Origin of the sequence: Marinomonas polaris DSM 16579, assembly GCF_900129155.1 — a bacterium.
Classification (GTDB): Bacteria; Pseudomonadota; Gammaproteobacteria; order Pseudomonadales; family Marinomonadaceae; genus Marinomonas; species Marinomonas polaris.
This window is the reverse complement of record NZ_FQVF01000005.1, coordinates 97,746-110,840: the sequence shown is the minus strand read 5'-3', so window position 1 is coordinate 110,840 and position 13,095 is coordinate 97,746. Positions and strand designations below refer to the sequence as shown.

The window sequence follows — 13,095 nt, the reverse complement described above, 5'->3', positions numbered from 1 at the left end:
ACAACAATTATTTAGCTATTAAAGGTCAATCCCTTTGGATTTAAGCAATTCAGCCACTTCGATAATCTTGCCGGTTTTTACCGATTCTTCTGCTGCACAACCCACCACAACAGACCAGAAACCTTCTTCAACTGTTGCGCTGTTGGTTTTTTTGCCTGCCATTTGATCGGCAAAAGCAATGTGCTCGAACCAAGTTGCACCATTGTGGCCGGAGGCTTCGATCAATTTAGGGTAGCTTGGCTGTGATGTTTTAGACGGACGATTCTGACCACAGAAAACTTCCATTTCGGTACGCAAACGTGCGTTTTCACTGAAGTCTTCGATCTCAGCCGCTTTCACACGACCTTCATCACCGCACACCAATAGCTCTTCATGGAACATAGGGGCAAACATGCAAAGGTTGAAACCTGCGCGAACGCCATTTTCATATTCTACAGTCACAAAAGCGCTATCAAGAATATCGGATTTTTCGCCTTTGAATTCAAAGTCACGGAAGTTGGTAGACTGGGAACCATTGGCATAAACACGAACAGGACGAGACTGTGCGAACAAATTCATTAAATCAAAGTAGTGGCAGCATTTTTCCACCAGCGTACCACCAGAGAATTTAGAGAACTTGTTCCACTGGTTTACTTTATCAAGGAACGGAATACGGTGTTCCATGATGTTGATCATCTTCACTTCACCCACAGCTTTGCGCTCTAGTACTTCGTGAATGGCTTCGGAATAGATAGATTTATAACGGTACTGCAAACCGATCTGCAAAACAGCGCCGTATTCTTTCGCCATTTTGGTGATTTCGTAGGCATCTTCTAACTTGGTCGCCATCGGCTTTTCCATGAAGATGTGTTTGCCCGATTTGATCGCTACTTTTAGAACATCAAGGTGAGTAAAATTAGGCGTACAAATTAAAATACCGTCAACTTCTGGGTCATTACAGGCTGCTTCTAGGCTGTCGTAGACTTTGAAATCTTCATCGGTGATTTTAGCGAATTCTTCTTTGGCTACTTTAACGCTGCGCTCGTTTAGGTCGAACACACCATGAATAGCAGAACGACCAACACGAGTCGCCACACGCATGTGTTCCATACCAATCATGCCGCAACCAATCAGGTTCACACGAAACTGCGCTGGCTCTTTGGCGAAGAAGTGACGTTCTTCTTCGTTGATGTAATGAAAAGCTGGGCCTGTGTAACTGAATAACTGTCCGTCGATTTTTTCTCTGCTCATGGTATCTCACCTAACTTAGAATTATTTTGTAAGGCTAAGATAGGAAAAGCGCATCATTATGTCTAATATATGTTAATCACATGCTTAATATGAAAAAGATATCATGCGTTTTAGAAAACTGAATTATTTTATTACCGTGGCGGAAGAGCTGCATTTTGGACGCGCTGCGGCTCGATTACATATTGCCCAGCCACCACTGTCACAACAAATTAAAGCCATTGAAGATGAACTTGGCGCCGTACTGTTTGAGCGCAGCAGCCAAAAAGTCTCTCTGACACCAGCAGGAGAAGCTTTGCTACCTCAAGCAAGAGCACTGTTGCAGAACTGGGAAAAGATACAAGAACAAGTTCGCAGTGTTGCCAACGGGACAGCTGGTAACCTATCGCTTGGGTTTGTTTGGGCGGCTGGCACACCGCATTTTTCCAAAGGCATTGCTCAGTTCAAACAAGACAATCATGGCGTCACTTTGAATCTAGAAGAAATGACCACGACCCATGCCTTGGATGCGCTAAGAACAGAAAAAATCGACTTGGCGATGATCTTCCTCAATCCCTTGATGGACATCACCGACCTAGAAAACCAAGACTATGAAACACAAAAACACCTTCTCGCCTTGCCAGAGAATCATCCACTCGCGCAAAAAGAAAGTGTGCCTTTAAGTGACTTGCACCAGCTGCCGTTTATCTCGTTTGTTAGACAAGCGCATCCGTCTTTATACGACCAAATCATGCATCATCTTCATGCAGCAGGCGTCGAGCCTAATATTGTACAAATCGCTCGGTTGACTCAGACCACTCGAACCTTAGTTGCTGCGGGTGTGGGCATTGCGCTTGTACCGGAATCCACGCAATTCGATCAACGAGAAGGCTTGACCTACCGCCCGATTGATGGCGTTTTACCAGAACTCGATATCCACTTTGCATGGCGTAAAAACAGCCTAACGCCCTTGATGGAAAGATTAATCACTCATCTTCAAGCACAAGTACCAAGCTAATCTAGCCCAACACATTTCTGAAAAAAAATACTCAGACCCAAATCCACGCAAAAAAAAGACAAAAAAAAGCCAGTGCAAGCACTGGCCTAACGGAAAATCACCGTTCAGAAGGATTTATTAAGATTAGTTCTGCGCCATGTAAGCTTCATCAATAGATGCTTCACATGATTTAACCGCATTCTCTGTGGTTTCTACCCACTTAGCGCCATATTCGTTCACGAACCAAGCACGAACTGGTTTCGCTGCTTCTTGGAACTGAGCTTTTTCTTCAGCCGTTGGCGCATAAACGGTACCGCCAGACGCCTTAAACTCGTTATACGCTTCTATCTGACGACGTTTTGGCATTACGGTCGTCACTTCACGCAAAGCATCAAAACCGTCCATCATGATGTGCTGAAGATCTTCAGGCATATCTTTCAGAGAGTCGTTATTCATCCACCACATAGACGCCATATAACCATGGCCATCTAGCGTCATGTATTTAATATGTTCGTTAAATTTCATGCCCATGATGTCGGTAATGCCGTTTTTCGTACCTTCCACCAAGCCAGTTGCCAATGAGGTATACACTTCTGGCCAAGGCACAGCTGTTGGGCTACCACCCATTGCTTTCACAAGCTGCATTTGGATTGGTGAGTTGATCGTACGAATCTTCAAACCTTTCACGTCAGCCGGTGTTTTAATCAATTTATTGGTTGTCGCAAAGTTACGCCAGCCACCGGTATTACCAATGGTCATTAAACGCATGGTGCCAGTACGATCTAATAGTTCTTTACGAATTGGCCCAACCAGCATTTCATTGTTCAAGGCACATTCAGCAACACGATCGGTTGGGAATATATACGGAATATCCAGCGCTTGAATCTCTGGAAAGACGTTAGACAGGCCGCCAGTCGTGGTATTAAATACTTGGATTAAGTTGGCTTGTAACGCTTCAATACATTCTGTTGGGTTACCGCATAGTTGACCACCAGAATAAATATTAACGTGAATACGACCGTTAGATTGTGCTTCAACATAATCTTTCAATACCACCGCGCCGTCATAATCTTCATCGCTAGTGTTAGAAAGGTGGACAATATTGAAGTCATAATCCGCCGCAAGTGCTGGCATAGCGGCAAGAGATAAGCTCGCTGCCATTAGTGTTGGAACAAAAGCAGCTGTGGTCTTTTTTAGTAAATCGGTTTTTTTCATTTCGAAGGCTCCGTTTTTTATTCTTGGATCACGTATTTTTATTCTTGAGTCACGTAAGTGGTAAACAAGCCAACAGAACATTTATTAACAAATCGTCATACGATTATTGATAGTAAATGAACGCATATCTTGTTATAACTTGTTTTATATCTTATATAAGACATGAATTACAAGAAAATAACAGTTTTTTTTCTTCCATTTACGTATTCTAAGAACAATAAATTCACAACAGGTTAAGCCATGACAGACACTACACCGAAGCCATCACCTATCTTCAAACCTCTGTACAAACAGGTTCAAGAGTTGATTACAGAGAGAATTATTGAAGGCATTTGGAAGCCCGGTGAAATATTACCGAGTGAGTTCCAACTGGCGGATCTACTGGGTGTCAGTCAAGGAACCGTTCGCAAAGCACTCAACGCGCTTACCGAAGATAACGTATTATTTCGCCGTCAAGGCGTCGGCACCTTTGTGTCAGAGCACACCTTGCAAAAAATGATGTTCCATTTTTTTCATTTTAAAAGTGATAACGGTGATGTTCCCGAGCTGCCTTATGCGCAGTTACTCGAAACACGCTTGATCACACCAGACGACAGCCTGCGCACTCTTTTTGATATCGCTTCAGATGAAAAAGTCATTGAAATCCATCGTGTACGCTCAATAAAAAATACGGCTTCTATTCGCGAGCTTATTTACCTTCCTCATCGTTTCTTTATAGATTTAGATAAAGAGGAAAAACTTCCGCATTCGTTGTATCACTACTACCAACAGCATTTTAATATTACCGTTCACAAAGCCACAGACAAACTAAAAGCCGTGTTAGCCGATGAACAAGACCAAAGTGTTTTAAACATCGCCGCAGGACAGCCTTTGTTAGAAGTGACACGAACCGCTCGTGCGTTAGACGGACGTACTGTCGAGTACCGAATCAGTCGAGCCAATAGCCAAGACCTACATTATCTTGTCGAACTCAATTAACTGACTCTCTACATTAACAAGCAAAATTAACCAACTAAAAAAGAGCGCCCGACAACAAGGTCAATGCGCTCTTTTTTTATGGCCTTTCTATTTAGTGAGAGCTTTTCATCCCTATTAAAAGCCCTGCCACATCAAGCTGACACCAGACAGTAACAACAAGCTAAACGCCACAAAACGCATCGCTCGACCAGAAATTGGCACCGGAAACTTTCTCGCTACTAAGGTCGCTATCACAACCACAGGAAGGCCCAGAGCACATAACAACCAAGTCTCGGTATCGACGCCTTGTGTCATGCTGACCGATCCCACGCGTAATGCCGCTGTGCAACAAAATATTCCTAACAACGTCGCGCGTATTCTGGCCTGATCATCTGGCTGACGATACATCATGAAGGTAATTGGCGGGCCAAAAGTCGCAAACATGCCGCCCATCACACCACCTATCACACCACTGACAGCAAAAGCCCCAGAAGAAGACTCACACCTGACTTTATGAGCTTGAAGCATCATCACCAAGCTGCTGACGACAATGCACAAACCTAAACTGAATTTCAGCCAGCCCAGTGCATTTTCACCAAGGTAGCCAAGCAGCCATACGCCAAGAAAAATGGCTGGTAGACAAGGCAAAATAAAACCCCAAAAAGCGCGGCGATTTATCTTTTTCCAACCCCCACCATAAAGCCCAATGCCAGCATTAATAAGACTTAGCACACTCACTGCAAACGCCGTGACTTCAATGGGCGCTAAACCTAAGGCAGACACGCTGCTCACGACAATCAACCCAAAGGCAAAACCTGTCGTCGCTTGAATGTAACTGCCGAGAGCAAAAAACAATAATAAAAGCAGGCTCGAACTATCCATAAGCATAAAAGCCTCCCTCGTTTGTTACCTTCTTAAATATTCCGAGAACTAGTTGCTTACATCCCATCAGGAGGCAAAGCCAAGTAAACGAGGCAAGGTCATCGTCAATGCTGGGATATACGTAATCAGCAGAATAACCAGAATATGAACCGCTAGATAAGGCAGCATTTCACGGCTAATCGTCTCAACTCGCTCACCACTCACACTGGAGGCGACAAATAGCACCAAGCCCATTGGAGGCGTCGTCAAACCTATGGTTAAGTTCACACACATCACGATGGCAAAGTGCAATGGATCAATACCAAATTGCGTCACGATAGGACCAAGAATCGGCCCCAATATAAGAATCGCTGGGCCTGCGTCTAAGAACATGCCAACAAACAAAAGTAGCAAGTTAATGATCAGCAATAACAACAATGGGTTTTCAGTCAGAGAAACCATGATCGCAGCGACTTTTTGTGGCGCGCCAGACAAACTAATCACCGAAGAAAAAGCGACCGCGCTGCCCACAAGGAACAAAATTACCGCAGACGATTTCGCCGTCGCGTAAAACAAGCTAGGTAAACTACTCACTGTCATGGTTTTCGACATCAAGCTAACAATCAAGGCGTACGCTGCCGCAACTGCTGCGGCTTCTGTTGGCGTAAACACACCAGACAAAATACCGCCAAGCAAAATCACCGGCGTTAATAAAGGCCAAAAAGCTTGTTTGACTGCCGTGCCACGCTCTTTCCATGTCGCTTTTTCAGACGCAACTTTGTAACCACGACGACGTGCTAAAAACCAAGTCATCGCCATCAAGCTAACACCGACCAAAACGCCCGGCACAATACCTGCGGCAAACAAACCACCCACCGACACGTTCATCACAAACGCGTACAAAATCATGATGCCGCTTGGTGGAATAATCGGACCGATCACCGAAGACGCTGCCGTCACAGCCGCCGCAAAACGACGCGAGTAGCCGTTCTTTTCCATCGCTGGGATCAACATTTTCCCTAACGCAGAACAATCCGCTACCGCAGAGCCACTAAGCCCTGCAAACAACATGGAAGACAAAATATTGATTTGCGCCAGACCACCACGCAAATGACCAATGAAGGCTTGGCTTACTTGTACAAGCGACAAGGTAATGCCACTGCGGTTCATCACCTCACCCGCCAACATGAAAAACGGAATCGCCATCAATGGAAAACTATCAATGCCGTTGTACAAACGTTGCGTCAGCAAGAGATAGAACATCTCTTTGCCTTCTAAAAACAGACTCAAGCCCGGCGCAAACAACAAGGCAAACGCAACAGGCATCCCCAAAAACATGACAGAAAGCAAAATCCAGAAAAATGAAATGCCCATGGGTTATGCCTCGCTTTCGCTATCAGACAACACAAACTTGTCGTCATTAGATTCATTAAAAAGACGCGCAGTACAAATCAAGAAAAGCTCGATATACACCAGCATCATGACGCCAAAACCAACCGGCATCGCCATATAAGACCAAGCTTTGGTAATCGGCAGCGCCGTTGCTAACATGCGCGTCCCTTTTAGAGCGAAATCTAAGCTTTTATTAAACGCGTAATACAGGACAATCCCGATCAACACATACAGCACCAGCTCCAGCAGCAAGCTCAAGCGTCTTGGCAAAGACCCCAAAATAATATCGAGCGCAGCATGTTGCTTAGTACGAGACACCACTGGCAGCGTCAGAAACGTCATCCAAACCATCAGATAGCGCGCCAACTCTTCAGACCAAGGTAACGAATCGTTAAGTACATAACGACAAAACACCTGAACGAGAATCGAGGCCGTCATCACAGCAACCGCGGTGATTGCCAGATATTTGAAAACGAACACAAAGGCAGAGTTTATCTGCCCCAGAAACGTTATTATTCTTGTTAATAAAAGCATAGAGACACCTTTATGAATTCTTCATTTGCGCCAAATGCGCCTTACACTGTCCCAACATATTGGCTAGATCATTGGCAATCGACACAAAACTAAAACCGACTTCTAATGCCCATTTTGCATCATCAGGTGTTGGCATAACGGTTCCCACAGGAATCCCCGCTTGGTTACAAGCTGTCACACAGGCAACGATTTTTGCGCGCACATCAGGATGGTTCACCTGACCTGGCAAGCCCATTGTCATCGACAAATCTCCAGGGCCGATAAATACTGCACTAACGCCTTCCACCTTGCCGATTTCAACCGCAAGCTCTAACGCTTCGACGGTTTCAAGCTGAGGAATCAAACACACTTGTTCATTGGCCGCTGCAGGATAATCTTCACGTGTGGTATAACGCGCAGCACGATGCATTTTGGCAAAGCCTCGTTTGCCCAATGGCGGATACATACTGGCCTGAACAATGGCTTTCGCTTCTTCAACCGATTCAACAAATGGGAAATACAAGGTCATACCGCCTTGGTCCAATACTTGTTTAATGGCAATCGGATCATGGCTTGGCATACGAACCACCGCTGCTGTCGCTGTTTGCTCAACTGCACGTAAAATTGGAGTCGTGTCATGAATACTGGCTGGACTATGCTCTAAATCCACCACCAAATAGTCATAGTTCAAAAACGCCATGGCTTCTGCAACAGTCGGGCTACCAGACAAAGTCCAGCCACCAATTAACTTCTGACCATCCAGTAAACGCTGTTTAAATGGGTTAATCGTCTTGCTCATTTAGAATATCTCCGGTTCATCGATGACAGCGTCACCTTGTAAAAAGTCAAAGTCGCACCCTTCGTTTGCTTGGGTGACATGGGTTGAAAACATAGCGCCATAACCACGAGCAAACTTTGGTGGTGGTGGTGCCCAAGCCGCTTTTCGTGCGGCCATTTCTTCCTCGCTAATCTCTAAATTCAGCGTGCGCTTTTCTACGTCCAACGCGATCCAGTCGCCGGTTTGAACAAAGGCCAATGGCCCACCTACATAAGATTCAGGCGCGACGTGTAAAATACAGGTGCCATAATGCGTGCCGCTCATGCGTGCATCCGAAATACGCACCATGTCACGTACACCTTTTTGCAAAAGCTTTTTCGGAATCGGTAACCCGCCCCACTCAGGCATACCCGGGCCACCAATTGGACCCGCGTTTTTCAGCACTAAAACGGTGTTTTCATCGACATCCAGATCCGGATCGTCGATCTGTGCGTTCATTTGCGCATGGTTTTCAAACACCAACGCTTTACCGCGATGATTCAATAAGTGCGGGGACGCCGCAGAGGGTTTGCACACCGCGCCATCTGGACAGAGGTTTCCAGTGATCACGCCAATCGTGCCGCGATCATTTACCGGATTGTCTAAGGAACGAATTACATCCTCGTTGTAAATCTCGACGCCTTCCAAGTTCTCACCCAAGGTACGACCATTCACATTGCCTTGATCAAGATGCAAAAAATCTTTTAGACGCGTTAATAAAGCCGGCAATCCACCCGCGTAAAACAGGTCTTCCATTAGGTATTCGCCAGCTGGCATGAGATTGGCAATAACAGGCACTTTACGCGCCCATTCATCAAACAAAGACATAGGTAAGTCGATACCAGCACGCCCCGCCATGGCGATCAAATGTATAATGCCATTTGTGGAACCGCCCAGCGCGACATAGGTGACAATAGCGTTTTCAAAGGCTTCTTTGGTGGCTAGGGATTTAGGTGTCAGATCTTCAAACACCATTTTCGTGATGCGTTCACCCGCAATTGAACATAGACGTTGATGAGCAGAATCGGCCGCAGGAATGGTCGCAGAACCGGGTAAGCAAAAACCCAACACTTCGGCCATAGAGGTTAACGAAGACGCCGTTCCCATGGTGTTACACGTTCCCACAGAACGAGTCATTTTTGCTTCCAATTCAAGCCAGTCTTCATCGCTCAAATTACCGGCACGTTTTTCATCCCAAAATTTTCGAGTATGGGTTCCCGTACCAATTTTTTGACCTTTGAAGTTGCCGTTTAGGCTCGCACCAGCAGGAATATAAATAGCGGGGATGTTCATACTGATAGCGCCCATTAATAGGCCCGGTGTGGTTTTGTCACAACCGCCCATTAAAATCGCGCCATCAATTGGATGACTGCGCAGTAGCTCTTCGGTTTCCATCGCAAGGAAATTTCGGTACATCATGGTGGTTGGCTTCACCATCACTTCACCGAGTGACATAGCCGGCATTTCTAAAGGATAGCCACCAGCACGAATGATGCCTTCTTTGACAAACTGAGCACGTTCTCTAAGATGAGTATGACAAGTACTGATGTCGCTCCACGTATTAATGATGCCAATAACGGGGCGATTCATGAAATCGCTGCGCTTGTATCCAGTCTGTTGCATGCGTTGTCGATGCGCAAAAGCTCGCATATTGTCAGGAGCAAACCAACGCTGACTGCGAAGGTCTTCGATACGTTTTGCCATGATGCTGTCCTGTTCTTACAGTGTTTATTTTTATCGTTTAACCGCTTAACCAACGATGCTTGTTTACGGCTTCTTCAAACTTGTGATATAACTCTTATATAAGACATAAGAGAAGTCAAGAACTATCCCATCAGCCACTAAAAATAGTGAACAAAAAATGGCGAAAGAATAGTGGCGAAAAAATCACGACTTGAAAAAGACTTAAATCGTAACAACCTAAAAATAAAGCGAACAAACTAATAGAGGTACCGCAATGCTTGAACTAAATAACAAAGCACTCCTGCAAACAAAATGTTTAATCAATGGAGAGTGGGTCGAATCTTCAGAAGGCAGCACGCTAGATGTATTTAACCCTGCAAATGGTGAATTAGTAGCAACCGTTGCGACCGTTGGTGCTGCGCAAACCGAACAAGCCATCGCCGCTGCTGAAGCCGCTCAAAAAACATGGAAAAAGAAAACTGCCAAAGAACGCGCCGCACTATTACGTCGCTGGCACGACCTATTAATGGAAAACCAAGAAGACTTAGCGAAACTCATGACCGCTGAGCAAGGCAAACCCTTAGCAGAATCTCGCGGCGAAATAGGCTACGCGGCTTCGTTTATTGAGTGGTTCGCGGAAGAGGGTAAGCGCATTTATGGCGATGTGATCCCAACTTATGCGCCAGATCGTCGTCTCCTTGTGATGAAAGAACCTGTTGGCGTGTGCGCTGCTATTACGCCTTGGAACTTTCCTGCTGCCATGATCACTCGTAAAGCAGGCCCAGCGCTTGCTGCTGGCTGTACCATGATCATCAAGCCGGCTTCCGAAACACCATTAAGCGCATTAGCAATGGGCGTTCTTGCCATCGAAGCGGGTATTCCAGCGGGGGTTATTAATATCGTTGTGGGTAAAGCGAGTACAATCGCCAAAACTCTAACGGACTCATCCGTTGTTCGTAAGCTGACGTTCACAGGTTCTACGCCTATCGGCAAATTACTGATGAAAGACTGCGCCGACACCATGAAGAAAGTCTCTCTTGAGCTTGGTGGCAACGCGCCTTTTGTTGTGTTTGATGATGCCGACATAGACGAAGCCGTTAAAGGCGCCATGATGTCTAAATACCGTAATGCTGGCCAAACCTGTGTTTGCGCAAACCGCATTTATGTTCAAGCAGGTGTATACGATAGCTTCGTTGAAAAATTCGCCGCGCAAGTTGCCGCAATGAAAGTCGGCCATGGTACTGAAAGCGGTGTCGAACAAGGCCCGCTGATTAACCGTGCAGCGGTTGATAAAGTTGACGAGCATGTACAAGACGCCATCAGCAAAGGCGGTAAAATCGTCACAGGTGGTAAACACCATGAACTGGGCGACAATTTCTATCAGCCAACGGTTATCGCCAACGCCACTCAAGACATGCTGTTTGCCAAAGAAGAAACCTTCGGACCTTTAGCGCCTATCTTCAAATTTGAAACAGAAGATGACGTGATTGCCATGGCGAACGACACGGAATACGGTCTAGCGTCTTACTTCTACTCTCGCGATATTGGTCGTATTTTCCGCGTAGCAGAAGCGTTAGAAACTGGCTTAGTCGGTGTTAATGCTGGCATCATCGCCACAGAAGTGGCGCCATTTGGTGGTTACAAAGAATCTGGTCTGGGTCGTGAAGGTTCGAAATACGGCATTGAAGACTACATCAACACCAAATACGTTTGCCTAGCAGGTTTGGATAAGTAACGGATAACTCAAAAACCTATGCAAGGTATGCCCATTCAGACATGGGCATACCTATCTTTTGTCGACCGGAGAATAATAAATGCCGACATTAACCAACCAATACCCATCCTTAAAAGACAAAGTCGTTTTTATCACTGGCGGTGGCTCAGGGATTGGAGAATATTTTGTTCATCACTTTATGAAGCAAGGCGCACGCGTTGCTTACATCGACATTGATGACACTAGCGCTGCTGCGTTGAATCAAAAACTGACTGACGAATTTAAGGTGACGCCTTGGTTTAGAAAAGTCGACGTCCGTGATATTGACGCGTTGCAATCCGCCATCGACGATGCTGCACAAGAACTTGGCCGCTTAGACGTATTAATCAACAACGCGGGCAAAGACGATCGCCATAAGATCGAAGACGTCACACCGGAATACTGGGATAATTGCCTAAACATCAACATGCGTCCGCATTTCTTTGGAATGCAAGCCGCTGCTAAATGGATGAAAGAAGGCGCAAGCATTATCAATATGGGATCGATCAGTTGGATGCGTGGCCGTGCTGGTATGGTGGGTTACACTACATCAAAAGGTGCGATTCACACCATGACACGAACCATGGCGCGAGAGCTTGGCCCTCGCGGTATTCGAGTCAACTCTATTGTACCAGGAGCGGTTGTCACCGAACGACAAAAAGCCCTATGGCTAACACCAGAATTGGACCAAGAGTTTATCGACGTTCAATCTCTTAAATTCCGTATTGAACCAGACGATATTGTGGCAATGGCCCTATTCCTTGCCTCACAAGATAGTCGCGCTTGCGCTGGACAAAACTTCATTGTGGATGCTGGCATTGTCTAGCACTATCAAACAGAGCGGTTCAGCCATTATCTGAACCGCTCAACTTAGACTCCCCTTCCAATTTCTTACAAATCGCCTAGATTCTGCAAACAAAAAGTATCTATCAGGTTTTCTGCGATCTAGTACTTTTAATTTCCCACACCACCCATAACAATAGGTTAATAATTAAACACCGAGACCATTAACCATGAAAGACTCTTTAGACATTCAATTCATTTCCGATGTTATGTGCCCTTGGTGCGTGGTCGGTTTAGGTAACCTCAACAAAGCCCTAGAACAACTGAGCGACAAAGTTGATACGCAATTATCATTTCAGCCTTTCGAGCTTAATCCGAAAATGCCAGCAGAAGGCCAAAACCTAAACGAGCACATCACAGAAAAGTACGGCATCAACAAAGAGCAATCAGACCAAAACAGAGTCATGATTCAAGCTCGTGGCAAAGAAGTCGATTTCGATTTTAACTTCACACCAGAAAGCCGTATGCGAAATTCGTTCGATGCCCATCGTTTGTTGCATTGGGCGCAGTTAGAAGGCAAACAAGCTGAGCTAAAAATGGCACTATTTAAAGCTCACTTCACCCATAATCAAGATATAAGCGATTACCAAACGCTCGCCAATCTTGCTGCCAGCGTTAATCTTGACCCAGCCGCAGCTAAAGGCATTTTGGAAAATAACCACTTTGCCGATGAAGTCCGCCAGCAAGAACAAGTTTGGCAACAAAATGGCATCACTTCTGTTCCTACTGTCATCATCAACAACGCCTACGCTATCTCAGGCGGACAGCCAGCAGAAGTCTTCAAAAGCGCGATTGAAGAGGTACTAAAGAAACAAAAAGCGGAACAACTAGTTTAATTCACTGTCACTTCACTCCAAC

General features: G+C 45.6%; 12 protein-coding genes. 5 read left to right on the top strand and 7 right to left on the bottom strand.

The features are described from left to right. Positions 1-18: 18 nt before the first annotated feature. The gene (locus BUA59_RS05980) at positions 19-1,230 is read right to left on the bottom strand and encodes a Gfo/Idh/MocA family protein (RefSeq protein ID WP_072838819.1); all 1,212 of its coding nucleotides are present in this window, start codon (positions 1,228-1,230) and stop codon (positions 19-21) included. 103 nt (positions 1,231-1,333) lie between these two features. Between BUA59_RS05980 and BUA59_RS05975 the strand changes: the two genes are divergently transcribed. After that, complete coding sequence (locus BUA59_RS05975; RefSeq protein ID WP_072838818.1) at positions 1,334-2,224, top strand: LysR substrate-binding domain-containing protein; 891 nt, start codon at positions 1,334-1,336, stop codon at positions 2,222-2,224. 123 nt (positions 2,225-2,347) lie between these two features. Here BUA59_RS05975 and BUA59_RS05970 read toward each other — a convergent pair whose 3' ends face one another. Further along, positions 2,348-3,418 carry a TRAP transporter substrate-binding protein gene (locus tag BUA59_RS05970; RefSeq protein ID WP_084122223.1) on the bottom strand — a complete coding sequence of 357 codons (1,071 nt, stop codon included), beginning with the start codon at positions 3,416-3,418 and terminating at the stop codon, positions 2,348-2,350. Between the two features lie 240 nt (positions 3,419-3,658). Here BUA59_RS05970 and BUA59_RS05965 point away from each other — a divergent pair, with 240 nt between their 5' ends. After that, entirely contained in the window at positions 3,659-4,396 is a 738-nt protein-coding gene (locus BUA59_RS05965; protein ID WP_072838817.1) for a GntR family transcriptional regulator, read from the top strand. Positions 4,397-4,510: 114 nt separating this feature from the next. Here the strand turns inward: BUA59_RS05965 and BUA59_RS05960 are convergent, their stop codons facing one another. Genes BUA59_RS05960 through araD form a run of 5 tightly spaced genes read right to left on the bottom strand, consistent with a single transcriptional unit; the run spans position 4,511 to position 9,662 of the window. After that, complete coding sequence (locus tag BUA59_RS05960) at positions 4,511-5,263, bottom strand: TSUP family transporter (protein WP_072838816.1); 753 nt, start codon at positions 5,261-5,263, stop codon at positions 4,511-4,513. A gap of 60 nt (positions 5,264-5,323) precedes the next feature. After that, positions 5,324-6,610: a TRAP transporter large permease gene (locus tag BUA59_RS05955; protein ID WP_072838815.1), complete on the bottom strand. Its 1,287-nt coding sequence runs from the start codon at positions 6,608-6,610 to the stop codon at positions 5,324-5,326. Between the two features lie 3 nt (positions 6,611-6,613). Continuing rightward, a complete protein-coding gene (locus BUA59_RS05950; RefSeq protein WP_072838814.1) occupies positions 6,614-7,162 on the bottom strand; it encodes a TRAP transporter small permease in 549 nt (182 codons plus the stop codon). Positions 7,163-7,172: 10 nt separating this feature from the next. Continuing rightward, positions 7,173-7,940, bottom strand: a complete 768-nt coding sequence (locus BUA59_RS05945; protein ID WP_084122219.1) for an HpcH/HpaI aldolase family protein — start codon at positions 7,938-7,940, stop codon at positions 7,173-7,175. Next, entirely contained in the window at positions 7,941-9,662 is a 1,722-nt protein-coding gene (araD, locus tag BUA59_RS05940) for an L-arabinonate dehydratase (RefSeq protein ID WP_072838813.1), read from the bottom strand. Between the two features lie 253 nt (positions 9,663-9,915). Between araD and BUA59_RS05935 the strand changes: the two genes are divergently transcribed. The 3 genes from BUA59_RS05935 (at position 9,916) to BUA59_RS05925 (ending at position 13,073) form a co-directional block, all read left to right on the top strand. Next, positions 9,916-11,376, top strand: coding sequence for an NAD-dependent succinate-semialdehyde dehydrogenase (locus BUA59_RS05935; protein ID WP_072838812.1), 1,461 nt, complete (start codon positions 9,916-9,918; stop codon positions 11,374-11,376). 79 nt (positions 11,377-11,455) lie between these two features. Next, the gene (locus tag BUA59_RS05930; RefSeq protein ID WP_072838811.1) at positions 11,456-12,220 is read left to right on the top strand and encodes an SDR family NAD(P)-dependent oxidoreductase; all 765 of its coding nucleotides are present in this window, start codon (positions 11,456-11,458) and stop codon (positions 12,218-12,220) included. A 187-nt stretch (positions 12,221-12,407) separates the two neighbouring features. After that, on the top strand, positions 12,408-13,073 hold the full coding sequence (locus tag BUA59_RS05925; protein WP_072838810.1) for a DsbA family oxidoreductase: 666 nt from the start codon (positions 12,408-12,410) through the stop codon (positions 13,071-13,073). The last annotated feature ends 22 nt before the right edge of the window (positions 13,074-13,095 follow it).

Coding starts and splice junctions, on each gene's coding strand:
- BUA59_RS05925 (WP_072838810.1), top strand. CDS start 12,408: ATGAAAGACTCTTTAGACATTCAATTCATTTCCGATGTTATGTGCCCT.
- BUA59_RS05980 (WP_072838819.1), bottom strand. CDS start 1,230: ATGAGCAGAGAAAAAATCGACGGACAGTTATTCAGTTACACAGGCCCA.
- BUA59_RS05975 (WP_072838818.1), top strand. CDS start 1,334: ATGCGTTTTAGAAAACTGAATTATTTTATTACCGTGGCGGAAGAGCTG.
- BUA59_RS05955 (WP_072838815.1), bottom strand. CDS start 6,610: ATGGGCATTTCATTTTTCTGGATTTTGCTTTCTGTCATGTTTTTGGGG.
- BUA59_RS05965 (WP_072838817.1), top strand. CDS start 3,659: ATGACAGACACTACACCGAAGCCATCACCTATCTTCAAACCTCTGTAC.
- BUA59_RS05930 (WP_072838811.1), top strand. CDS start 11,456: ATGCCGACATTAACCAACCAATACCCATCCTTAAAAGACAAAGTCGTT.
- BUA59_RS05935 (WP_072838812.1), top strand. CDS start 9,916: ATGCTTGAACTAAATAACAAAGCACTCCTGCAAACAAAATGTTTAATC.
- BUA59_RS05950 (WP_072838814.1), bottom strand. CDS start 7,162: ATGCTTTTATTAACAAGAATAATAACGTTTCTGGGGCAGATAAACTCT.
- BUA59_RS05970 (WP_084122223.1), bottom strand. CDS start 3,418: ATGAAAAAAACCGATTTACTAAAAAAGACCACAGCTGCTTTTGTTCCA.
- BUA59_RS05960 (WP_072838816.1), bottom strand. CDS start 5,263: ATGCTTATGGATAGTTCGAGCCTGCTTTTATTATTGTTTTTTGCTCTC.
- BUA59_RS05945 (WP_084122219.1), bottom strand. CDS start 7,940: ATGAGCAAGACGATTAACCCATTTAAACAGCGTTTACTGGATGGTCAG.
- araD (WP_072838813.1), bottom strand. CDS start 9,662: ATGGCAAAACGTATCGAAGACCTTCGCAGTCAGCGTTGGTTTGCTCCT.